16 protein-coding genes are annotated in these 23815 nt (G+C 45.6%); 11 read left to right on the top strand and 5 right to left on the bottom strand.

Annotation, left to right across the window (positions count from 1 at the left end; all coding sequences use genetic code 11):
- Positions 1–35 precede the first annotated feature (35 nt).
- On the bottom strand, positions 36–4076 hold the full coding sequence (locus ACYQ0C_RS06360) for a hybrid sensor histidine kinase/response regulator transcription factor (protein ID WP_016276992.1): 4041 nt from the start codon (positions 4074–4076) through the stop codon (positions 36–38).
- A 237-nt stretch (positions 4077–4313) separates the two neighbouring features.
- Here ACYQ0C_RS06360 and ACYQ0C_RS06365 point away from each other — a divergent pair, with 237 nt between their 5' ends.
- From ACYQ0C_RS06365 to ACYQ0C_RS06385, 5 genes are read left to right on the top strand one after another with little or no spacing between them, the layout of a single operon-like run.
- Positions 4314–6821 carry a family 43 glycosylhydrolase gene (locus ACYQ0C_RS06365; RefSeq protein ID WP_025076716.1) on the top strand — a complete coding sequence of 836 codons (2508 nt, stop codon included), beginning with the start codon at positions 4314–4316 and terminating at the stop codon, positions 6819–6821.
- Between the two features lie 8 nt (positions 6822–6829).
- On the top strand, positions 6830–8413 hold the full coding sequence (locus tag ACYQ0C_RS06370; protein ID WP_016276990.1) for a glycoside hydrolase family 43 protein: 1584 nt from the start codon (positions 6830–6832) through the stop codon (positions 8411–8413).
- Between the two features lie 12 nt (positions 8414–8425).
- Positions 8426–11020 (top strand): glycosyl hydrolase 115 family protein, encoded by a 2595-nt coding sequence (locus ACYQ0C_RS06375; protein ID WP_016276989.1) that lies wholly within the window; start codon positions 8426–8428, stop codon positions 11018–11020.
- Positions 11017–13062 (top strand): alpha-glucuronidase, encoded by a 2046-nt coding sequence (locus ACYQ0C_RS06380; protein ID WP_016276988.1) that lies wholly within the window; start codon positions 11017–11019, stop codon positions 13060–13062. The genes ACYQ0C_RS06375 and ACYQ0C_RS06380 overlap by 4 nt, the downstream gene beginning before the upstream one ends.
- 27 nt (positions 13063–13089) lie before the next feature.
- On the top strand, positions 13090–15027 hold the full coding sequence (locus tag ACYQ0C_RS06385) for a sialate O-acetylesterase (protein ID WP_016276987.1): 1938 nt from the start codon (positions 13090–13092) through the stop codon (positions 15025–15027).
- A 153-nt stretch (positions 15028–15180) separates the two neighbouring features.
- Here the strand turns inward: ACYQ0C_RS06385 and hemW are convergent, their stop codons facing one another.
- Positions 15181–16311, bottom strand: coding sequence for a radical SAM family heme chaperone HemW (gene hemW / locus ACYQ0C_RS06390; RefSeq protein WP_016276986.1), 1131 nt, complete (start codon positions 16309–16311; stop codon positions 15181–15183).
- Positions 16312–16548: 237 nt separating this feature from the next.
- Here hemW and ACYQ0C_RS06395 point away from each other — a divergent pair, with 237 nt between their 5' ends.
- The 3 genes from ACYQ0C_RS06395 (at position 16549) to rprY (ending at position 21239) form a co-directional block, all read left to right on the top strand.
- A complete protein-coding gene (locus ACYQ0C_RS06395) occupies positions 16549–18708 on the top strand; it encodes an elongation factor G (protein WP_016276984.1) in 2160 nt (719 codons plus the stop codon).
- 262 nt (positions 18709–18970) lie between these two features.
- Positions 18971–20539 (top strand): sensor histidine kinase, encoded by a 1569-nt coding sequence (locus ACYQ0C_RS06400; RefSeq protein ID WP_016276983.1) that lies wholly within the window; start codon positions 18971–18973, stop codon positions 20537–20539.
- Between the two features lies 1 nt (position 20540).
- Positions 20541–21239, top strand: a complete 699-nt coding sequence (gene rprY / locus ACYQ0C_RS06405; RefSeq protein WP_005841169.1) for a response regulator transcription factor RprY — start codon at positions 20541–20543, stop codon at positions 21237–21239.
- A gap of 73 nt (positions 21240–21312) precedes the next feature.
- On the opposite strand, the gene ACYQ0C_RS06410 is transcribed toward rprY, so the two are convergent.
- Together ACYQ0C_RS06410 and ACYQ0C_RS06415 are read right to left on the bottom strand one after the other, a co-directional pair.
- Positions 21313–21495 carry a hypothetical protein gene (locus ACYQ0C_RS06410; protein ID WP_005851190.1) on the bottom strand — a complete coding sequence of 61 codons (183 nt, stop codon included), beginning with the start codon at positions 21493–21495 and terminating at the stop codon, positions 21313–21315.
- A gap of 108 nt (positions 21496–21603) precedes the next feature.
- Positions 21604–22050 carry a MarR family winged helix-turn-helix transcriptional regulator gene (locus tag ACYQ0C_RS06415; protein WP_016276982.1) on the bottom strand — a complete coding sequence of 149 codons (447 nt, stop codon included), beginning with the start codon at positions 22048–22050 and terminating at the stop codon, positions 21604–21606.
- Between the two features lie 210 nt (positions 22051–22260).
- On the opposite strand from ACYQ0C_RS06415, the gene rpsF reads away from it, so the two are divergent.
- From rpsF to rplI, 3 genes are read left to right on the top strand one after another with little or no spacing between them, the layout of a single operon-like run.
- Complete coding sequence (gene rpsF / locus ACYQ0C_RS06420) at positions 22261–22605, top strand: 30S ribosomal protein S6 (RefSeq protein WP_016276981.1); 345 nt, start codon at positions 22261–22263, stop codon at positions 22603–22605.
- Between the two features lie 2 nt (positions 22606–22607).
- Positions 22608–22877, top strand: a complete 270-nt coding sequence (gene rpsR / locus ACYQ0C_RS06425; RefSeq protein WP_005841178.1) for a 30S ribosomal protein S18 — start codon at positions 22608–22610, stop codon at positions 22875–22877.
- Between the two features lie 15 nt (positions 22878–22892).
- The gene (rplI, locus tag ACYQ0C_RS06430) at positions 22893–23336 is read left to right on the top strand and encodes a 50S ribosomal protein L9 (RefSeq protein ID WP_016276980.1); all 444 of its coding nucleotides are present in this window, start codon (positions 22893–22895) and stop codon (positions 23334–23336) included.
- Between the two features lie 193 nt (positions 23337–23529).
- Here rplI and ACYQ0C_RS06435 read toward each other — a convergent pair whose 3' ends face one another.
- Positions 23530–23733, bottom strand: a complete 204-nt coding sequence (locus ACYQ0C_RS06435; protein ID WP_016276979.1) for a PG1828 family lipoprotein — start codon at positions 23731–23733, stop codon at positions 23530–23532.
- Between the last annotated feature and the right edge of the window lie 82 nt (positions 23734–23815).

The following is a 23815-nucleotide window of genomic DNA, read 5'->3' on the forward strand; positions in this document are numbered from 1 at the left end:
TAGCTCTTCCTATGCAAATGCTTTTTTTAAAAACGCTATCCTTCGTTTTCTTTCAGATGTTGCTCCATGTACGTAGTCGGCGGTACCCCATACAGTTCCTTGAAGGCGGTCGAGAAATTATTGGGATTGGTAAATCCGGTCAGGTCTGCCACTTCGGCTATGGTGTACCGTTTCTTCGACAACAGTTCCGCCGCCTGCTTCAGGCGGATGTTACGGATAAAGTCTCGGGTGGTCTGGTTGGTCAGTTCCTTCAACTTGCGGTGCAGGTGCACGCGGCTGATACCGACTTCGGTACTGATCATCTCCACGGTGAGGTTCGGATTGCTCAGGTTTTCGTTGATGACCCGCATGATGCGTTCCATCAGTTTGTCATCGGGCGACTGTACTTCTATTGGTTGTACTTTATCCTCTTGAGTCTGTTGTCCGGTATAGGTGTTGCGTAGCCGTTCGCGGCTGCGGATCAGGTTGGCGGCCGTTTTCCTTAATATCTCTATATGGAAAGGTTTGGTCAGGTAGGCGTCGGCTCCTGTTTCCAGTCCTTCCAGATTGTCTTCCTCCCGTGTCTTGGCGGTGAGCAGTATCACCGGGATGTGGTTCAGATTCACGTTCTGCTTTATTTTGCGGCACAGGGTGAGTCCGTCCATTTCGGGCATCATGACATCACTTATCACCAGGTCCGGGGTTTTGTTGAAGATGCTTTCCAAGGCTTCCTTGCCGTTGCAGCTTTCCAGGGTATGGTAATCACCTGCCAGTTCGCGACAAATGTAGCGGCGTATTTCTTCATCGTCTTCCACTACCAGTACTTTGTATTTTGTCTTGGCCCGTGTTTTTTCGTTTGCTTCCTCTTCGGTCTCATAAGGAACGGGAAGGACCGGAGCCGGAGCGTGGATGAGGGGAGCTTTGTCGGCTTCCATCTCTTCTTTGCCCAGGTGGGCGCACCCCAAAGGCATACGGATGATAAAGCTGCATCCCGGTTGTCCGTCCGGATTATTTGCTACACGGATGTCTCCGTGATGCAGTTCCACCAGTGAGCGGGTGAGGTGCAGCCCGATGCCGGTACCTATGTTTGAGTTGTTTTGGCTGTTCCGTATCTGGTAAAAGCGTTCGAATATATGTTCTGTTTCTTGGGGGGAGATTCCTATTCCGCTGTCGGTCACGATGATTTCGGCATACTGTTGCAATGGTTCCGACAGGGTGGAATCCTCGCCGGTGCGCAGCCGTATGTCTACGCTGCCTCCTTCGGGGGTGAATTTGAAAGCATTGGACAAGATGTTCAGGATAATTTTGTCGAAGTTCACCGGGTCCACCCATAACTTTAAGTGGTCGGCGCCCTCGTGGTGGAATCGCAGGCTGATATGTTTCTTGTTAGCTTGTTCCATAAAGGTTTCGCACAAATCATTAATGAATCCGGTCATTTCGGTTTCACGGAAAACAAGTGACATCTGTCCTTTGTCTATCTTGCGTATATCCATCAATTGGTTTACCAGCCGCAGGATTCTTTCGGAGTTGCGCCAGATGATGCGGTAGTTCTTTTGCCGTTCGTGGTCCGTATCGTTTGTCATCAGTTTTTGCAGGGGACTGATGATGAGTGACATCGGAGTACGTATCTCGTGGGAGATGTTGATGAAAAACTGTAGCTTGGCTTCGTTTATCTGTTCGGCATGGATATGTTGCATCATTTCCTGCCTTATGCGGTAACGGTGTCTCACTTGCAGGATGAGGCCATAGACGGCTGCTACTGCCAACAAGGCATAGATCAGCATGGCCCAGCCCGATGCCCACCATGCCGGTGCGATGTGAATGGTGATTTCGTCGGTGTCGGATTCCAGCAGATAATCTTCGGCTTTGATCCGGAAATGATAATCGCCGGGGGGAAGGTTGCTGAATGACACCCGGTTGACTCCTTTAGGCAGCTTGACCCAAGGGGTGTTGTTTATGGTATATAGATACGTGATACGTTCGGAATTATTTAGTTCGCGGGTGGAGAACTCGATGCTGAAAGCGTTGTCGTTATGTGACAGGTGAAAATCCCGGGCCTCAAAGACGGAGGTGTTTATGATTTCTTTTCCGCCCGACAACATTCCTTTCCTTATAGGCTGGTCGTGCAGATAGAAGTCGATGATGCGTACGTTCCATTTTTTGGCGGGATTCGTAATTTCTTGAGGATTGAAATAGGTAATTCCGTTTGTACCTCCAAACCAAAGTATGCCGTTGCGGTCGGCAAAAGAGGCGTTTTTGCTGAATTCATTTCCTTGCAGACCGTCGTCTGCATAGAAATTGCTGAATGTGTGGGTCTTCAGATTAAAACGTGACATTCCGGCATTGGTGCTTATCCATAAGTTGTCCTGCCCGTCTCCCTTGATGGCATATACGGCGTTACTGGATAGTCCGTGGGCGGTGGTGTAGGTCTTTAATTGCCGGGTTTGGGGATTCCATTCCGCCAGTCCGTCGGAATTGCCTATCCAGATGTTGCCTTGGGAGTCTTCATAAAGGGAGTGGATGATGTGTCTGGACAGGATTTCTTCAGTCTTGAAGTCATCGGTGTTCAGGTCTATACATCTTATTCCGTCATACGTTCCTACATAAAGGTGGTTGTCACCGGCATACAGAAGACAGCTTATCCATTTATATTTGTCGGTGGCTGCATTGAATTTAGGGTCATATACAGACTGTCCTGTCTGCAAGTCATAATAGAAAAGTCCGGCTCCCATGGTGGCTATCCAGAGTCGTTTGTCCTGGTCTTCAACCAGATCATACACACGTTGGATACGGTTTCCATTCTTGTCTGTCAGATTCTGCAGATAGCTGCACCGTCCTGTTTTCTTATCCAGTCTGCCCAGTCCGTTGGTATAGGATCCGAACCACAGATTACGTTCAGAGTCTTCATACAGGCCGAAAACCGTGGAAGGAACCGAAGAGGGGCTGTCATGTGGGGCATAATGGACTTTTTGCTTCAGTTCTGTGGTGATGCCGTATATGCCGTCGTTGTCAGTACCTATCCATAATATGCCTTCGTGGTCGCGGCAGAGTGAGGTGATACAGTTGGAGCCGATGATATTCTTGTTGATTGATTTGTAGCCTATGTACTTGAAACTGTTGGGCTGTGCGGGAATCATCATAACCCCTTTTTGGTAAATGGCTATCCATAGGTTTCCTGCATTGTCTTTCAGGACGGAGTGCACTTTGGAGGTGCCGGAGTCGAGGTAATTATTATCAAAAGGGTAATCCGTGATGAGCTGTTTGGGGATGTTGAAAATCTTGGCGCCTTTCCCGTCCGTGCCCAGACAAAGCTCATTCTGGCTTATCTGGCAGATGGATTTGATAGGCAGGTTTTGCTTTCCTTTATAAAGGATAGGAATGAACTCTTCTGCCGGTTGGTTATATTTCAGCAATCCTTTGCCTATGGTTGCCAGGTAGATGTCTCCGTAGTTGTCTTCATAGAGGTCCACAATGGTCATTCCCTTCTCTTGTTTCAGGAAGTGCTTGCTTTTATTGTCCGCAGAGAGGCGGTAGATGCCGTTCTCACCTTGTGTTACCCAAAGATTGTGTTGCCTGTCCTCTATCATGTAGTCTGTCATTTGGGTGGGGATAGGTAAATCCGGTTTGTGTGCAGTCAGTTTCCCCTGTGTGATGGTTATGGTGCACAAGTTGTTTCCCGATACCCATATTTCTCCGTTTCTACATTCCAGAATGGACATGATATTGCTGTCAAAAGTCTTTCCGTCTTCCCATTGCGCCCGCGCGCTGAAGCTGTCGGTGGCGGGATCGTATAGCTGTATCCCATTATAGGTTCCTACGAACAGCCGTCCCTTGCTGTCTTCATACAGGGCGCGTACGTAGTTGTGACAGAGAGAATGTTCGTTTTGGGGATCATGCTTGTAGATAATGAACTTGGCTCCGTCATAGCGGTTCAGTCCGTCTTCGGTGGCAATCCATATCATGCCGTTCCGGTCCTGGTATATTTTGTTGATCAGACTGCTGGACAGCTCCCTGTCTGTTGTGAAGAATTTGTACGATTGTCCGTGGCACAATAAAGACAGGAACATGAATAATGTAAGAATCGTATGTTTCATCATAATATAATATCTCAGATTGATTCAGGTGCACAAAAATAATTCAAAAAAATATATATAGCCTAATAAAAAGGAGGTAATTTCTATACTCCATCCCATAATAGGCTGGGTTTGTAACATGGGAAAAGGACTATGTAACATAGTCTCGCCCGAAAATAAAGCAGATGTCTTTACCTTTGCTCTTGTTGAGCCGTGAAGAACGGAACGTAAAAACAACCTTGTGAATTTAATACCATGAATATGAAACTTGAATGTGATTTATCCGGTATCCGGAAATGTATGATGAGCGGCTTGTCCCTGCTGCTTGCCGGAGTGTTGCAGGCGCAGAATCCGATTGTGCAGACTTGCTATACTTCAGATCCGGCACCCATGGTGCACGATGGCACCTTGTATGTTTACACGGGACACGATGAGGACCATGCCGATTTTTTCTGGATGCAGGAATGGCGCGTCTATTCTACTAAAGATATGGTGAACTGGACCGATCACGGTTCTCCGCTTGCTATCGAATCTTTCGACTGGGCGGACGATCGTGCCTGGGCATCGCAATGTATCGAACGCAACGGGAAATTCTATTGGTATGTGTGTCTGCATTCCAAGTTGACGAACACGATGGCCATCGGTGTGGCGGTGGGTGATTCGCCTACCGGCCCTTTTAAGGATGCTATCGGCAGACCGCTTTACGAAGGTAGCTGGGATTTTATTGATCCCACGGTTTTTGTGGATGATGACGGGCAGGCTTATCTATATTGGGGAAATCCGAATGTTTACTATGCCAAGCTGAATGCCGATATGGTTTCGCTGGATGGTGAGGTGTCCAAGGTGGAGCAGACTATAGAGAGTTTTGGTTCTCCGGGGCCGGACAAACGGGAGAAAGGAAAGAAATACAAGGATATTTATACGGAAGGCCCGTGGTTGCACAAGCGTGGCGGTACATATTATTTGTCGTATGCAGCCGGCGGAGTACCCGAACACATCGCTTACTCGATGAGTGACACTCCGACAGGACCTTGGAAGTATATGGGAGAAATTATGCCATTGCAAGATACCGGTTCGTTTACCAATCACTGTGGAGTGACGGATTACAAAGGTAATTCTTATTTCTTTTATCACACTGGGAAATTACCCGGTGGAGGTGGTTTCGGACGTAGCGTGGCAGTGGAGCAGTTCAGTTACAACCCCGATGGTACTTTCCCGATAATTAATGCGACGACAGAAGGGGTGTCGCCGGTAGGCACACTGACTCCTTATCAACGTGTGGAGGCGGAAACGATAGCTTTCTCCGAAGGAGTAAAATCGGAATGGAATGCAAAGACGGGGGTGTATGTATCCGGAATTCATGACGGGGATTATATAAAGGTACGCGAGGTGGATTTTGAAGATTTGTCGCCCAAGTGTCTTTGTGTGTCTGTTGCCAGTGCCCTTCGCGGTGGGTGGATAGAAGTCAGGACCGACAGCATCGGCGGGACGCTGATAGCTGAAACGAGGGTTCCTCATACCGGAGGATGGGAATGCTGGACAAGCATAGAGGCGGATGTGACGGTTCCTGTGACGGGTGTGCATGATGTCTATTTTGTGTTCAAAGGCAGGAAAGGATGTGAACTGTTTCATTTTGACTGGTGGAAATTCAGCCGGCAGGAAATGACAGAGCGAGAGGTGAAAGACAGGACGCAGGCCGCATCTACCAACATTCCGGGTTACGAGTATCCGCGGCTGGACGAGGAGCGTTGCGCCCACTTCCGTTTTTATGCTCCGCAAGCCGGAAGGCTTCAGGTGGACTGTTGCGGTAAGAAGTATGACATGCAGAAGGACGCGGATGGCTTCTGGACAGTGAAGACCGATCCGTTGGTCGTAGGATTCCATTATTATTTCTTGATAGCGGACGGGGTGCAGGTGGCCGATCCGTCCAGTTACACTTTCTTTGGTTGTTGCCGTATGGCGAGTGGGATAGAGGTTCCCGAGGGAGTGGCAGGTGATTACTATCGTCCTCAGCAGGGAGTACCTCATGGGCAGGTGCGCTCGTGTACTTATTATTCGGAAGCCAAAAAGGAATTCCGCCGTTGCATGGTCTATACTCCGGCAGAATATGAAACCAAGGTGAAAAAACGTTATCCGGTACTTTACCTGCAACATGGCATGGGCGAGGATGAGACGGGCTGGTCGGCACAGGGATGTATGCAACATATCATGGATAACCTGATAGCCTCCGGGCAATGTGTGCCGATGCTTGTTGTGATGGACAGTGGGGATGTGGAAGCTCCTTTTATTCCTCGCAAAGGGAAGGATGTGAATGAGGAGAGAGCTTTGTATGGTGCCTCTTTTTACAGGGTGATGCTGGAGGACTTGATACCGATGATTGACAGGACGTTCCGGACTTATACTGATCGTGAACATCGTGCAATGGCAGGATTGTCATGGGGTGGTCATCAGACTCTCACTACCACATTGCCTCATCTGGACAAGTTTTCGTATATTGGCGCATTCAGCGGTGCTATCTTCGGACTGGATGTGAAGACTTGCTTTGACGGTGTGTTTGCTGATGCCGGCAAGTTTAACAAGCAGGTACATTACTTGTTTTTGGGATGCGGAACGGAAGAGCAGTTCGGTACCCGAAAACTGGCGGAGTCTTTGCGCAAAATAGGTATTCATGTGGACTATTACGAATCGCAGGGCACAGCACACGAGTGGTTGACATGGCGTCGTTGCTTGTACCGGTTCGTGCCTCATTTGTTCAAAAACAGAAAGTAGAAAAAGAGATGAAGAAGATCATTATTTTTATAGTTTGGATCATTGGTTTGTCGGGGGCGTTTGCACAACAACGGGAAATGTTCCATAATCCGGTGATTGAGGCGGATGTACCTGACCCTTCCATGATAAGGGTGGGAAACTATTACTATCTGGTAAGCACCACCATGCACCTGATGCCGGGTTGTCCGGTGATGCGTTCAAAGGACTTGGTGCATTGGGAAACGATCAGTTATGTGTTTCAACGGCTTACTGACTTGCCCCGTTATGATTTGAAGGAAGGTACGGTATATGGTCGCGGACAATGGGCCTCCAGCATCCGCTATCATGACGGACGGTTCTATGTATGGTTCTCACCCAATGATGAACCTCATCGTGGTTATATCTATACCGCCGAAGATCCGGCGGGCGAATGGACATTAGTCTCCCGTCCGCCTCATCATCATGATGCTTCTTTGTTTTTTGATGATGACGGCAAAGTCTATCTGTTTTATGGCACCGGACAACTTCGTCAGCTCAAGAGCGACCTGAGCGATGTGGAGCCGGGAGGTATAGACCAAAAGATATTCGAGCGGGATGCCGATGAGCAGGGACTTTTGGAAGGAAGTCAGGCATTCAAGCATAACGGCAGATATTACGTGATGATGATTTCCATGGACTGGAGCATTCCCGGACGGTTACGTCGTGAGGTGTGCTATCGTGCCGACCAGATAACCGGTCCGTATGAGAAAAAGGTGATTTTAGAAACCGAATTTCAAGGATATGGTGGCGTGGGACAAGGCTGTATAGTCGATACTCCTGACGGAAACTGGTATGGCTTTATTTTTCAGGATAGGGGCGGCATAGGGCGTGTGCCCACATTGATGCCCTGCCGCTGGGAAGACGGTTGGCCGATACTGGGTGATGCGGACGGACGTGTGCCCGAGTGTATGGAGATGCCTGCTTCCGGAGAGGAGTGTAAAGGAAGTATCATGGGAAGTGATGATTTCGACACCGGCCGGTTGAGCTTGAACTGGCAGTGGAACCATAATCCGTTGGACGATTGCTGGTCGCTGACAGAGCGTCCGGGTTTCCTGCGGTTGAGGACCGGAAGGGTGGTGGATAATCTGTTTCTGGCTCCCAATACCTTGACTCAGCGTATGAGCGGGCCGAAATGCAGCGGTGTGGTAGCTATGGATGTCTCGAAGATGAAAGAAGGGGATGTTGCGGGCTTCAGTGCTTTCAATGGGTTGTCCGGAGTGCTGGCAGTGGTCATGGAAAACGGGAAAAAGCAGTGGGTGATGTCACATCAGTCTGTCAGTCTTTCGGATCGGGAAAAAAGGGTGACTGCTGTGGAAGTGCTGGAGAAAGAACGCATAGATTGTGAGAAAGAGGTGGTCTATCTTCGTATGGAGGGCGACTTTGCCGATAAAAAAGATGAAGCCACTTTTTACTACAGTTATGACAAGAAAACGTGGAAACGAATAGGGGAGCCTTGTAAAATGGTTTTTGATTATACCAAATTCTTTATGGGAAGCAAGTTTGCTATTTTTAATTATGCTACTAAAGATTTGGGAGGATATGTGGATATAGATTATTTTGAGTACGGTAACTAAAAAGTGAATAGAATGAAACTAAAAAAATGTGTGGGGATATTCTTGTTCTCCACCTTGTGCCTGAATGTAGGAGCTATAGATCATAAAGGGATTACTTTCGACCGGCTGGCTCCCGAACGTTTCACACTGATGGAAAACGGAGTGGCCAATGAAATATTGGTGGACGAGCAGGAGGATGCCGGTGTGATGATAGCAGTAAGGAATCTTCAGAATGACTTTAAACGGGTGAGTGGCCGGGATGCCGGGTTATGCTATACTCCCGGTGTAAAGCGCATGATTATGATAGGTACGTTGAAAAGCCGTTATATCCGGGAATTGGTAAAGGCGAAAAAGATAGATGCTTCGTTGCTGGAGGGCAAGAATGAGAAATACCTGATGACCGTGGTATCTGCTCCCTTGAACGGAGTGGATGAGGCGCTCGTCATTGTGGGAAGTGACAAACGCGGAACGATTTATGGGATTTATGAGCTTTCGGAACAGATTGGTGTTTCGCCGTGGTACGACTGGGCGGATGTGCCGGTGATGCCCCGGCAGAATCTTTCGATGACGCGTGGAAGTTATACGGCGGGAGAACCGGCGGTAAAGTATCGGGGTATCTTTTTGAATGACGAGGCTCCTTGCCTGACCGGATGGGTGAAGCACACTTACGGCACGAATTATGGTGATCATCGTTTTTATGCCCGTGTGTTCGAACTGATTTTGCGTCTGCGTGGTAACTTTATGTGGCCTGCCATGTGGGGTTGGAGCTTTTATGCGGATGATCCGGAGAACAGCAAGACCGCCCATGAGATGGGGATTATAATGGGAACCTCACACCATGAGCCTATGGCACGCAATCATCAGGAATGGGTAAGGAAGCGTAGCGAATATGGGGTGTGGGACTATGCTTCCAATCAGCAAGTGATTGACCGTTTTTTCCGTGAAGGTATGGAGCGTGCCGCCGGTACGGAAGATTTGATTACCATTGGTATGAGAGGTGACGGTGATACTCCGATGGGTGGAAAGGAAGGAGAAGATGACAAATATGTGCCGCGTGATGAGGAAAACATGCGCCTGATGGAGAAGATATTCCGGAATCAGCGTCGTATTATCAAGGAAGTGACGGGAAAAGCGCCGGAGAAACGTCCGCAGGTATGGGCTATTTATAAAGAGGTGCAACGCTATTATGACATGGGACTCCGTGTGCCCGATGATGTGATTATGTTGCTGAGTGATGACAACTGGGGGGATGTGCGCCGGTTGCCGGATGCCAAAGGACGGAAGCGTTCCGGCGGATGGGGGATGTATTATCATGTAGATTATGTGGGGGCTCCCCGTAATTCCAAATGGTTGAATGTAACTCCTATACAAAATATGTGGGAACAGCTTCAGTTGACTTACAGCTATGGGGTGGATAAGCTTTGGATATTGAATGTGGGTGATTTGAAACCGATGGAGTATCCTATCACTCTTTTTATGAATATGGCTTGGAATCCGGAACGCTATGCGGCAGGGAATCTGTTGGAGCATACACGGGCGTTTTGTGCGCAACAGTTCGGTGAGGAACAGGCGGATGAGGCCATGCGTATCCTGAACCTGTATTGCAAGTACAATGGACGCGTGACTCCCGAGATGCTGGATAAGGATACTTATCACTTGGCTTCGGGGGAATGGAGGCAGGTGGCCGATGAGTATGTGAAGCTGGAGGCGGAAGCCTTGCGGCAGTATTTGAAACTGGATACCGCTTACAGGGATGCTTATCGCCAACTGATTCTTTTTCCTGTGCAGGCGATGGCCAATCTATATGAAATGTACTATGCACAAGCCATGAATCACAAATTGTACCAGGAGAACAATCCGCAGGCGAATGAGTGGGCCGACAAGGTGGAGAAGGCGTTTAGGCGCGATGCGGAATTGTGCAGGGAATACAACGAAGAAATGTCGGGAGGCAAGTGGAACGGAATGATGACGCAGAAACATATAGGCTATACTTCGTGGAACGATGATTTCCCTGCCGACCGTTTGCCGGAAGTTTACCGGATAGAGCAACCGGAACAGGCTGTAGGAGGATATTTGTTTGCCGGTGACAAAGGGGTGGTTTCCATGGAGGCGGAGCATTACTTTGCATCATCCGTGGCACCGAAGACCGTTTGGACAGTCATACCGCACATGGGACGTACGCTGAGCGGAGTGGCTTTGATGCCTTATACACAGTCTGCTGAGGGAGCTTCGCTCTCTTATAAAATGAAAATACCGCAAAAAGTAGATACGGTAAATGTGTATGTCATTGTGAAATCCACCCTGCCCTTCCTCAGACGGGAAGGTCATCGCTACACAGTAGGTTTTGAAGGAGGGGAGGAGCAGACTGTCTGTTTCAATGCGGAGTTGAACGAGCATCCGGATAATGTATATCGTGTACTGTATCCCACAGTGGCCCGTCGGGTGGTGAAGACCCGGGTGAAATTGAGCCTGCCCGACCGTGCGGACGGAACCTATACATTGGTTCTGAAACCGGTGGAGCCTGCCATCGTATTTGAAAAGATTGTGGTGGATTATGGCGGTTATGAGGATAGTTATCTGTTTATGGACGAATCTCCTTGCCGGAGAAATAAACTGAATGGACAATGAAAAACATCAGATTGACAGTTTGGATAGGAATGATGTGCGGGTGCTTGGCGGCAGGAATGTTGCAGGCCGGTACACGACCGGACAATGCCCGTCCGGCAGAAGAAGACGGCAGCCGCTTGTGGTTGCCGGTGATGCGCCCGGCGGAAGGTGCGGAGGTGGAAGTTATATATAAAGGAAAAGTGTCACCCACCATAGCCATTGCCATTGCTGAGTTGAAAAACGCCTGGAAGGGAGAGCCTGTACTTTTGGAGAAAAAGAGGACAGGGCAGGGGGATGGGTTTGCCATCACTTCTTCGGAACATCAGGTCCGTATTCTTTCATCCACCGAGGCAGGATTGCTTTATGGTGTTTATAGTCTGTTGCGTATGCAGGCGGCGGGGCAGGTCACAGTACCTCTGTCGGTTACTGAACAACCTGTGTATGATCTTCGCATCTTGAACCATTGGGATAATCCGGATGGTACGGTGGAGCGTGGTTATGCCGGTCGTTCTTTGTGGAATTGGGAAGAACTTCCCGGAACTTTGTCACCACGTTACGAGGCATACGCCCGTGCCAATGCTTCTGTGGGTATTAATGGAACGGTGCTGAATAATGTCAATGCCTCGCCCCAAGTGCTGGCAACCTCCAGTCTGGAGAAAGTCAAGGCATTGGCTGATGTCTTCCGGCCTTATGGTATAAAGGTCTATTTATCGGTTAATTTTGCATCTCCTATCCAGTTGGGCAAGTTGGATACGGCAGATCCGTTGGACAAGGAGGTCATCCGGTGGTGGAGGCGGAAAGTGAAAGAAATCTATACGTTGATACCTGATTTTGGCGGCTTTTTGGTAAAGGCCAATTCGGAGGGGCAGCCGGGACCATGTGATTTCGGGCGTACTCATGCCGAGGGAGCGAATATGCTGGCGGATGCGTTGAAACCCTACGGAGGAATCGTGATGTGGAGGGCGTTTGTCTATAGTCCTACCGACAGTGACCGTGCCAAGCAGGCCTATTTGGAGTTTATGCCTTTGGACGGGCAGTTTCATGACAATGTAATAGTACAGATAAAGAACGGACCGATAGATTTCCAGCCTCGCGAACCTTACAGCCCTTTGTTCACAGCCATGAAGCGGACTCCCATGATGGTGGAGTTTCAAATCACTCAGGAGTATTTAGGCTTTTCCAATCATCTGGCCTATTTGGTTCCTTTATGGGAGGAGTTCTTTGGCGAGGTGCGTCCGGATAGATTAAAAGCTGCGGCGGGTGTGGCAAACATCGGTACGGATGTGAACTGGTGCGGACACCATTTTGCACAAGCCAACTGGTATGCTTTCGGGCGGTTGGCATGGAATCCGTCGCTGACTTCAGACCGGATTGCGGATGAGTGGTTGCGGCAGACGTTTACTTCCCAGCCGGCATTTGTCCGTCCGGTCAAAGAGATGATGTTGCAGAGCCGGGAGGCGGTGGTGAATTATATGATGCCGTTGGGGCTGCATCATCAGTTTGCATGGGGGCACCATTATGGGCCTGAACCGTGGTGTAGTGTGCCCGGTGCTCGTCCGGACTGGCTACCTTCTTATTATCATAAGGCAGATAAGGAGGGAATCGGTTTCGACCGTAGCAGCAAAGGGAGTGATGCCGTTTCTCAGTATCCCGATTCACTTCGTCAGATTTACAATGACAAGGCAACTTGCCCCGAGATTTATTTGCTTTGGTTCCATCATGTGCCTTGGCATCATCAGATGAAAAGCGGACGTACGCTTTGGGGGGAGTTGTGCCATGCATACGATAGAGGTGTGCGGCAGGTACGTGGTTTTCAGGAAGTATGGGACAGTGTGGAACCTTTTGTAGATGCACGCCGGTTCGGGGAAGTGCAGTCGAAATTGAAAATCCAGATGCGTGACGCTGTGTGGTGGAAAGATGCTTGTCTGCTTTATTTCCAGACTTTCTCAGGGATGCCTGTTCCGGCCGGCATAGAACGTCCGGTACACGAGTTGGAGGATATGAAACGCTTCCGGTTGGAAATCTCGAACTATGAATGTCCTGAGAGTGGGTTCAATAAATAAATTACGGTTTTTAACTTTATAAGAAAAATGAAATATAAGTTGGCTTTAGTAATGTCGGTTCTTTGTGCATTTTCCGCATGGACCGAAGCAAAGGTGAAATTGCCTGCCATCCTATCGGACGGTATGGTATTGCAACGTGAGCGGCCCGTTAAAATATGGGGAAATGCCGATAAAGGAGAGAATGTGACCGTTGTTTTTAAAAAGAAGAAATTCAGTACGGTAGCCGGGGAAGATGGTAAGTGGCTGGTGGAGCTGCCTCCCATGAAGGCAGGCGGCCCTTTTGAAATGACCGTGAATGATATCCGGTTGAAAGATATTCTAGTGGGTGATGTCTGGCTTTGCTCCGGACAGTCCAACATGGAATTGACCGCCGGACGGGTGACTGATAAATTTGCCGAGGAAATAGCAAGGGATGAGAATCCGATGATACGGTATGTGAAGATTCCTTTAGGCAATGATTTGCATGGACCTAAAGACGATCTGCCGGGGGCAGACTGGATGCCGCTGACTAAAGAAACTGCTCCTTCCTTCTCTGCTTTGGCTTATTTCTTTGCCAAGGAGATGTATAGGGAGACGCAAGTACCTGTGGGCATTGTTAACTCCAGTTGGGGGGGGAGTTCCGTCGAGGCTTGGATGAGTGAGGAGGCCTTGCAGAAGTTTCCGCGTCAGTTGCACGAGCGTGATTTGTTTAATTCGGATGAGTATCGTGAGTTGTGCAACCGTTCGGGACAGATGATGAACCGTTTTTGGGATACCGCTTTGTACAAAGGAGACCGGGGACTTCATGACGGGATATGCTGGAATCGTCCGGAACTGGATGATACGGACTGGCAGACAGTAGATATGTTTTCCAAGGAATGGGGAAGAAAGAATGGATATCCGGTGTGTGGCTCTCATTGGTTCCGTCAGAAAGTGAATGTATCAACGGAACAAGCCGGAAAAGAAGCCGTTCTTCGTTTGGGGTGCATGGTGGATGCCGATTCGGTGTTTGTGAACGGGATTTTTGTAGGTAACACTTTCTATCAGTATCCGCCGCGTATTTATCGGGTGCCGGCTTCTATATTGAAACCCGGTGAGAATCTGGTGACTGTCCGGCTGATTAATTACGGAGGGGCCGCCAGTTTTGTGCCCGATAAACCTTATTGTCTGGCATGGGGGACAGATACAGTCCGTTTGTCCAGCCGCTGGAAATATCAATTAGGCTGTGAGATGCCTGCACGCACCAACAGTGTCTCTTTTCAGAATGTTCCTACCGGCATGTATAATTCCATGATTTCTCCTCTGCGTAATCTGGCCTTTACCGGTGCGTTGTGGTATCAGGGAGAAACGAATACGGGCCGTCCTAATGAATATGAGGAATTGCTGGCTGCCATGATTATTGACTGGCGTGAGAAACTGGCTGATAAAGAATTGCCTTTCTTCATTGTACAGCTGGCCAATTTCATGCAGACACATCCGGAGCCGGTAGAAAGTAATTGGGCGGCTTTGCGTGAAGCGCAACGGCAAGTAGCGTTGAAAGTCCCGAATGCAGCTTTAGCGGTAGCGAGTGATTTGGGCGAGTGGAACGACATTCATCCATTGAATAAAAAAGAACTGGCAAGACGTATCTCCCTGTTGGTGAAAAGAGGGGTGTATGGTGATAAAAAGAGTGTGCACAATGGGCCCATGTGTACGGGCATGACTGTCAATCATGAAGGAAAGGCTATTCTTTCTTTTGAAGCGGGAACTGATAAATTACGGGCGGTAGATGAATTGACGGGATTTGCGATAGCTGGTGCCGATGGACATTTTCAATGGGCGGAAGCAGTTGTCGTCAATGGGAATCAGGTGGCAGTATGGCATAAAGATATCCCTCATCCAGTGACGGTACGTTATGGTTGGGATGATAATCCGGTTCATGCGAATTTGAGAAATATGGCCGGCTTGCCGGCTTCTCCTTTCCAAATTTCATTGGGGGATCAATAATTCAAATGTTAGGGGAAGGAATGGCAGTGTACTAAATGAGTTGATATGAATTATTTAGTACACTGCCTGTTGAGGTTCTATTCTGTGAGTGTACCAATCCGTTATGCACACTTCCTCTCTGATTTTGCAGGTGAGCCTGAATGATGATTCTTTTCAGTCTGTCCAAAGCATGTCGCTCATGATCCCGTCAGAAATAAAGATGCCTTTGCGGGTGAGTCTCAATACATCATTGACAAGTTCTAATGTACCTTGCTTTAAATGCGGAGCAGCCATGCGGAGACAGTAGTCGTACAACTTTTCTCCAAATTCATCACGTAGCTTTGACAGTGGCATACCCCATTCCGTGCGGATGCGGGTAATGACAAAGTCGTTATACCGGGTATATAAATCCAATTCTTCTATTTCGAAAACGGGTGTCCCTGCGGAGATTCCTTTTATATAGGTATCCAGTGAGGCGACATTCCATTGGCGGGAAACGCCATTGTATGAGTGGGCGGAAGGGCCGCAGCCCAAATACTTTTTCTCTGTCCAGTAACTGGAATTGTGGCGTGAGTAAAGGCCCGGCAGCGAGAAATTGGAAATCTCATAATGATCGTACCCTTCGGAGGTCAGCCGGTCTATCAGTGTGCTGAATAAGGAAACGCTTAAGTCTTCGTCCGCCTCTTCCACTTTATGCTGTTCACGCAGCTTCCACAATACGGTATCTTCTTCGTATATCAGGTGATAGGCCGATAGATGTTCGGGGTGTAATAAAAGGGCTTGATCCAAATCTTGTTGCCAGGTTGACAAGGTTTCTCCGGGCAGGCCATACATCAGGTCAATGCTGATATTCTGAAACCCGGCGGCACGGCAGTTTTGGAAAGCTTCGATGGCTTGCCGGGCGGTGTGACGGCGTTGCAGTACTTTCAATATGGATTCGTTAAAAGTCTGAATGCCCATACTCAGCCGATTGAAGGGGAGGGTGCGTAGCATAGCGATATACTCTGGGCTCAGATCGTCAGGATTGGCTTCAAGGGTTATTTCGGGATGACTGCCGATGGAATAGTTCTTATATATATAGGAGAAGATAGTCTCAAAGTCTTCTTTGTCAAGCTGGGAAGGAGTGCCTCCTCCCCAATAAATGGTTTCAACCGTTTCACCGCCCAAGTATTCTTTCCGCATTTCCAGTTCACTGCATAGTGCATGCACATAAGCTGTTTTTCTTTCGCTTTGAGTCGTAGAGAAGAAATCGCAATAAATGCAACGTCGTTTGCAAAAAGGAACATGAAGATAAATACCTGCCATAAACTTAGAATTTTCAGCAAAGCTATAAAAAAAGGGCTTATCAGACAAATGAAAGCCTACTAACCCCAAGAATGTGAAGCCATAAAACTATGGTTTCTTAATAATGTGCCGTAAAACATAGTTTAGTAACACCTCTCTTTAAGTTGCTTTTTTTCTCTTTATTTTCTAATTTGCGCTCCACATTTTTAGGAGATATGAAACACATATCCGTTTGTTAATAATTAAACCTTAGATATCATGAAAGTATATCAGACTAACGAAATTAAAAACATTGCACTTCTTGGCAATGATGGCTCAGGTAAAACCACCCTCACAGAGTCTTTGCTCTTTGAGAGTGGTATTATAAAACGTCGTGGCAGAATTACTGCCAAAAACACGGTTAGTGATTATTTTCCGGTAGAGCAAGAATATGGTTATTCAGTATTCTCTACCGTTTATCATGTAGAGTGGAACGGAAAAAAACTAAATATAATTGACTGTCCGGGTAGTGATGACTTTGTAGGAGCTGCCATAACCGCGCTGAATGTAACCGATACTGCTATATTGTTATTGAACGGGCAATATGGTCCCGAAGTAGGAACTCAGAACCACTTCCGCTATACGGAAAAATTGGGCAAACCGGTTATCTTTTTGGTTAATCAGCTCGATAATGAGAAATGTGATTATGACAATGTGCTCGAACAATTGCGTAGCATTTATGGTTCCAAGGTAGTTCCCGTGCAATATCCTCTTGAAACAGGTCCTAATTTCCATGAACTTATTGACGTACTGTTGATGAAAAAATATTCATGGGGTCCTGAAGGAGGTGCTCCTACCATTGAAGAAATTCCTGATTCCGAAAAAGAAAAGGCATTGGAGATGCATAAGGCTTTGGTGGAAGCTGCTGCTGAAAATGACGAGACATTGATGGAGAAATTCTTTGAATCGGAATCGTTGACCGAAGATGAAATGCGTGAAGGCATCCGTAAGGGATTGGCCGCACGTGGCATGTTCCCTGTATTCTGCGTATGTGCAGGCAAGGATATGGGTGTCCGTCGTCTGATGGAATTCTTAGGCAATGTTGTTCCCTTCGTATCCGATATGCCTGTGGTTCACAATACGCGTGGTGTTCCCGTGCCTCCCGATGCCAATGGACCTACTTCTCTCTATTTCTTCAAGACTGCCGTTGAACCCCATATCGGTGGTGTGCAGTATTTTAAAGTAATGAGCGGTAAAGTACATGAAGGGGATGACTTGACTAATGCCGACCGTGGTTCCAAGGAACGCATAGCACAGCTTTTTGTTTGTGCAGGTGCCAACCGTATTCCGGTGCAGGAGCTGGTAGCCGGTGATATTGGTTGTACGGTGAAATTGAAGGATGTAAAGACCGGAAATACCTTGAACGGCAAGGACTGTGAAAACCGGTTTAATTTCATTAAATATCCTAATGCTAAATATTCACGTGCCATCAAGCCGGTAAACGAGGCTGATGTAGAGAAGATGATGGTTATATTGAACCGTATGCGTGAGGAAGATCCTACTTGGGAAGTGGAGCAATCCAAGGAATTGAAGCAGACTATTGTACACGGACAGGGTGAGTTCCATCTCCGTACCTTGAAGTGGCGTTTGGAGAATAACGAGAAATTGCAGATTAAGTTCGAAGAACCTAAGATTCCTTATCGTGAAACAATCACTAAAGCAGCTCGTGCCGATTATCGTCACAAGAAACAATCAGGCGGTGCGGGACAGTTTGGTGAAGTCCATCTCATTGTTGAACCTTATTATGAAGGAATGCCTGTACCCGAAACGTATAAGTTTAATGGTCAGGAATTCAAGATAAATGTGAAGGGCACCGAGGAAATACCTTTGGAATGGGGTGGTAAATTAGTCTTTATTAACAGTATTGTGGGAGGATCTATTGATGCTCGTTTTATGCCTGCTATCTTGAAAGGAATTATGAGCCGGATGGAACAAGGTCCGTTGACAGGTTCATACGCACGTGATGTACGGGTAATTGTCTATGATGGTAAGATGCATCCGGTAGATTCAAATGAAATCTCGTTTATGCTTGCAGGACGTAATGCGTTTAGTGAAGCGTTTAAGAATGCCGGACCTAAGATTCTGGAGCCGATTTATGATGTGGAGGTTTTTGTCCCCAGTGATAAGATGGGCGATGTGATGAGCGATTTGCAAGGCCGTCGTGGTATGATTATGGGTATGAGCAGTGAAAGTGGCTATGAAAAACTGGTTGCGAAAGTACCTCTGAAAGAGATGTCTTCTTATTCCACTTCTTTGAGTTCCTTGACAGGTGGGCGCGCTTCGTTTATAATGAAGTTTGCCAGCTATGAGCTGGTTCCGACAGATGTACAAGATAAATTGATGAAGGAATTTGAGGCTAAAGAGAATAAAGATGATTGATAAAGTGTAAGATTTCATACTTAGAAGAGGTGCATTTCGTTAAAAATGTGCCTCTTTTTATTTAAGAGAACTTAAACTTTTAGCTTTGTTATTTGGTTTTGAACTTAATTTTTTATTATTTTTGCAAACCAACTGGCGTTAAATTTGTTATAATAGTCAGAATCTTAGCTTAAATGACTTTTTCGGTTAATTATAGAGAATGGCCGTTTAAATTTGGTTAATCTGTTATGGAATAAGATTTAACGCTTTTAATTTTGCTGACATGAAAAAGTCTACTATTTGGGTATTAGGTATTGTAATGGGACTATCGTTTCTTAGTTTATTGTATTTGCAGGTAAGCTATATTGAAGAAATGGTGAAAATGCGTAAAGGACAATTTGATGAGTCTGTTCAGCGCAGTTTAGTCCAGGCGTGTCGAAATATTGAGTTGGTGGAAACTAAAAAGTACCTTGAGGATGATGCGATTGCCACAGAAAAAGCAGCGCAGTTATCCAGGGAACAGTCTGGGGAAAAGGAAGGAGAGGAAAGCGGCGATGTGGTAGCGCATACGCATGAGTACTCCATAACTTCCGACGGGTTGAATGGTTATTCTACTTTTGAATTGAAGATGAGGTTCAGTGCGAATCGGCCTTCTAATATACCTAAAGCGATTATTTCGACCGGTAAGAACATTCCGCAGACTTCAAGAGCCTTGCAGGAGATAATTAAAGACAGATATGTGTACCAGCGTGCATTGCTGGACGAAGTGGTCTATAACATTTTGTATACAGCTAGTGACAAACCGTTGAACAAAAGGATCAACTTTAAGCAGTTGGATTTGTTCTTGAAAACAGAACTGCTGAATAATGGGATTGATATTCCTTATCATTTCACGGTGACAGATCGTGACGGAACAGAAGTTTATCATTGTCCGGATTATACCACAGAGGGTAGTGAAAATACTTATCCGCAGGTTTTATTTAAAAATGATCCTCCTGCGCGTATGGCAACAGTAAATATTCACTTCCCTACATTGAACAGTTACATCTTCAGTTCTGTTAAATTTATGATCCCGTCACTGATCTTCACGTTTGTATTGCTTGTGACGTTTATCTTTACCATCTATATCATCTTCCGTCAGAAGAAGTTGACCGAGATAAAGAATGATTTCATCAACAATATGACACATGAATTCAAGACACCTATCTCTACCATTTCGCTGGCAGCTCAGATGTTGAAGGATCCGGCAGTGGGAAAATCTCCTGCCATGTTCCAGCATATATCCGGAGTGATAAATGATGAGACCAAGCGTTTGCGTTTTCAGGTGGAAAAGGTGTTGCAGATGTCCATGTTCGAGAAGCAAAAGGCAACGCTGAAGATGAAAGAGGTGAATGCAAATGATTTGATAGTCGGCGTGGTCAATACTTTCACGTTGAAAGTAGAGAAATACAATGGTAAAATCACTTCAGACCTGGATGCGGTAAATCCGGATATATTTGTAGATGAGATGCATTTTACGAATGTTATTTTTAATTTGCTGGACAATGCGGTGAAATATAAAAAAACGGAAGGTGAATTGCTGTTGAATATACGTACTTGGAATGAATCGGGTAAGCTTTATATCTCTATCCAAGATAATGGAATAGGTATTAAGAAAGAAAACCTGAAGAAGATATTTGATAAATTCTATCGTGTGCATACCGGTAACCTGCACGATGTGAAAGGTTTTGGCTTGGGACTGGCATACGTGAAAAAAATAATTCAAGATCACAAAGGAACTATACGTGCTGAGAGTGAATTGAATGTAGGGACTAAATTTATAATTGTATTACCTTTATTTAAAAATGAATAATATGGACGAGAAATTGCGTATCTTGTTATGCGAAGATGATGAGAATCTTGGCATGCTATTGAGAGAATATTTGCAGGCAAAAGGCTACTCGGCCGAACTTTGCCCGGATGGTGAGGCTGGCTACAAGGCTTTCCTTAAGAATAAATATGACTTATGTGTATTGGATGTGATGATGCCGAAGAAAGACGGCTTTACTTTGGCACAGGAAATTCGTCAGGCTAACGCTGAAATTCCTATCATCTTCCTGACTGCTAAAACATTGAAAGAGGATATTCTGGAAGGTTTCAAGATTGGTGCGGATGATTATATCACCAAACCGTTCAGTATGGAAGAACTGACTTTCCGTATTGAAGCTATCTTGCGTCGTGTACGTGGTAAGAGAAATAAGGAAAGTAATATCTACAAGATCGGTCGTTTTACTTTTGATACTCAGAAGCAAATTCTGGCTATTGATGGCAAGCAGACCAAGCTGACAACGAAAGAATCTGAACTGCTGGGCTTGCTTTGTGCACATGCCAATGAGATTTTGCAGCGTGACTTCGCATTGAAGACAATCTGGATTGATGATAACTATTTCAATGCCCGAAGCATGGACGTGTATATCACTAAGTTGCGTAAGCACTTGAAAGAAGATGACTCTATCGAAATTATCAATATTCATGGCAAGGGTTATAAACTGATAACTCCGGAAGTTGAATAAGGTTGATTAATGACGAAATAAAAAAGCCCGAAACGAATGGTTCCGGGCTTTTTTATTCTTGTTCCTATATACTTTAATCAACAATGCGTTTGTTTAATACAATATATACGATTAAACCTATAACGATAAGGGCGGCACTTCCACCTAAAACACCGTTGTCGTTAATTGCTGCACTTCCGGTGAAGAAAACACCGACTAAAATAGCGGCGCCGATGATCATCAGTATCAGACCTAAATTCTTAAGTAAGCTTTTCATGTGTGTATTTTATTAATAGATTATATTTATTCTTGTGTACAAATTAAAGCATAATTCTCTTATCATGGAAATTATTTTAGGAAAAAAAGATGAAAACCTTGAAAAACTTTAGTCTTTGATGTTGGTGAATACCTTTCTTAATACATCTTGGCTGACTTTCAGCTCCTCCAGCGTTAACCCTTGTAATGCTTCCTTTAATGTTTTGTTTGCGATGAAACGTGCTTTGCCTTCCAGTTCCCTGCCTGTTTTGGTCAAGTGTATCAAATTGGTACGCCGGTCTTTTTTATCGGCAATGCGGACTACCAAATGCTGGCGTTCCATATTGTCAATCAAGCGGGTCATGCTGGGTTTGTCTTTAAAGGTGGCATTACATAGTTCTTGCTGTGTGACACCGTCTTTTTCCCATAGAAAAAGAAGGACAGTCCACTGTTCGGGAGTGATTTCCACACCGTTCTGACGGAAATTCCGGCTTAGTTTCCGATTGATGGCGGCAGACACTTTGCCATTCAATATGGCAAATATTAATTGGATGTCAAAGCTAAATTGTTCTATCATGGAATTATTGTTTAAACAACTTTGCAAAGATACAATTCTTGGTGGATATAACTTGTTTTTCACAGATAAAAAATACAAAAAGGCGGATTAATTGTAAGGTGAAACTATATTTTTTTAAGAAAATAGTGATAACTCTTTGTAGATTAAGATAAAATGCCTACTTTTGCACTCGCATTTGAAATTTTAATTTAATAATTTAATTAACGTAGTATGAATCAATACGAAACCGTTTTCATTTTAACTCCCGTTTTATCTGACGTTCAGATGAAGGAAGCGGTAGAGAAATTCAAAGGTATTCTGACTGCAGAAGGTGCAGAGATTATCAATGAAGAAAACTGGGGCTTGAAGAAGCTGGCTTACCCCATTCAAAAGAAGTCAACTGGTTTTTATCAGTTGGTAGAGTTCAAAGCAGAGCCGCAGGTTATTGAAAAGTTAGAAATTAACTTCCGTCGTGACGAACGTGTTATCCGTTTCCTGACTTTCAGAATGGACAAATACGCTGCTGAATATGCTGCTAAGAGAAGAAATGTTAAATCAACTAAAAAGGAGGATTAATCATGGCACAGCAACAATCAGAAATCAGATATTTAACTCCGCCCTCAGTAGACGTTAAGAAGAAAAAATACTGCCGTTTCAAAAAAAGTGGTATTAAGTACATTGACTACAAAGATCCTGAATTCTTGAAGAAATTCTTGAACGAACAGGGTAAGATCCTTCCTCGCCGTATTACAGGTACTTCTTTGAAGTTCCAACGTCGTATTGCGCAGGCTGTTAAAAGAGCACGTCACTTGGCGTTACTTCCATTTGTAACTGACATGATGAAATAATAAGGAGGAATAGGTATGGAAATAATTTTGAAAGAAGACGTAGTAAACTTAGGCTACAAGAATGATATTGTAACTGTAAAGTCTGGTTACGGTCGTAACTATCTTATTCCGACTGGTAAGGCGGTAATTGCTTCACCTTCAGCTAAGAAAATGTTGGCGGAAGAGTTGAAACAACGCGCTCACAAATTGGAAAAGATTAAGAAAGACGCTGAGGCTATGGCAGAACAGTTGAAGGATGTAACTTTAACTATTGCAACTAAAGTTAGTGCTACAGGTACTATCTTCGGTTCAGTTAGCAACATCCAGATCGCTGAAGAATTGGAAAAATTAGGCCACAAGGTGGACAGAAAGATTATCGTTGTGAAAGATACTGTGAAAGAAGTGGGTTCTTACAAAGCTATCGTTAAACTGCACAAGGAAGTTTCTGTAGAAATTCCATTCGAAGTAGTTGCTGAATAATCTGTAAATACTTTAAAGTATAAAATGATGCTGAAAAAGCCCGGTTCGTGAGAGCCGGGCTTTTTCTATAATGCTGGTTTTCTAAAAGAAGGGAATTAGAAGAGTGAATTTCTGGAAAGATACGGATAAAAAAAAGTCTGTTGTGCTTTCGCACGGCAGACTTTCAATTCTCTCTCTAGTGTTCGTACTGAAATTATTCAGCCTTAGTAGAGTCACAGCAAGCAGCTGTAGAATCACAACAAGCAGCTGAATCTGCTACAACTTCTTCTACAACAGCAGCTTCTTCTACTACTGCAACTGAGTCAGTTCCTTCAGCGTTGTTATTTGCAGCCTTGTTTCCGCAAGATGCGAAAGAAACAGCTACGAATGCTACGAACAAAAATACTAATTTTTTCATTTTCTTTGCTTTTTAAATCTGTAATACTAACATTGCTTTCTTAAAACGATGCAAAGGTATACACTTTTTCAATACGTTGTAC

The organism is Phocaeicola sartorii JCM 17136 = DSM 21941 (assembly GCF_054653615.1).

Coding starts and splice junctions, on each gene's coding strand:
- ACYQ0C_RS06360 (WP_016276992.1), bottom strand. CDS start 4,076: ATGATGAAACATACGATTCTTACATTATTCATGTTCCTGTCTTTATTG.
- ACYQ0C_RS06365 (WP_025076716.1), top strand. CDS start 4,314: ATGAAACTTGAATGTGATTTATCCGGTATCCGGAAATGTATGATGAGC.
- ACYQ0C_RS06370 (WP_016276990.1), top strand. CDS start 6,830: ATGAAGAAGATCATTATTTTTATAGTTTGGATCATTGGTTTGTCGGGG.
- ACYQ0C_RS06375 (WP_016276989.1), top strand. CDS start 8,426: ATGAAACTAAAAAAATGTGTGGGGATATTCTTGTTCTCCACCTTGTGC.
- ACYQ0C_RS06380 (WP_016276988.1), top strand. CDS start 11,017: ATGAAAAACATCAGATTGACAGTTTGGATAGGAATGATGTGCGGGTGC.
- ACYQ0C_RS06385 (WP_016276987.1), top strand. CDS start 13,090: ATGAAATATAAGTTGGCTTTAGTAATGTCGGTTCTTTGTGCATTTTCC.
- hemW (WP_016276986.1), bottom strand. CDS start 16,311: ATGGCAGGTATTTATCTTCATGTTCCTTTTTGCAAACGACGTTGCATT.
- ACYQ0C_RS06395 (WP_016276984.1), top strand. CDS start 16,549: ATGAAAGTATATCAGACTAACGAAATTAAAAACATTGCACTTCTTGGC.
- ACYQ0C_RS06400 (WP_016276983.1), top strand. CDS start 18,971: ATGAAAAAGTCTACTATTTGGGTATTAGGTATTGTAATGGGACTATCG.
- rprY (WP_005841169.1), top strand. CDS start 20,541: ATGGACGAGAAATTGCGTATCTTGTTATGCGAAGATGATGAGAATCTT.
- ACYQ0C_RS06410 (WP_005851190.1), bottom strand. CDS start 21,495: ATGAAAAGCTTACTTAAGAATTTAGGTCTGATACTGATGATCATCGGC.
- ACYQ0C_RS06415 (WP_016276982.1), bottom strand. CDS start 22,050: ATGATAGAACAATTTAGCTTTGACATCCAATTAATATTTGCCATATTG.
- rpsF (WP_016276981.1), top strand. CDS start 22,261: ATGAATCAATACGAAACCGTTTTCATTTTAACTCCCGTTTTATCTGAC.
- rpsR (WP_005841178.1), top strand. CDS start 22,608: ATGGCACAGCAACAATCAGAAATCAGATATTTAACTCCGCCCTCAGTA.
- rplI (WP_016276980.1), top strand. CDS start 22,893: ATGGAAATAATTTTGAAAGAAGACGTAGTAAACTTAGGCTACAAGAAT.
- ACYQ0C_RS06435 (WP_016276979.1), bottom strand. CDS start 23,733: ATGAAAAAATTAGTATTTTTGTTCGTAGCATTCGTAGCTGTTTCTTTC.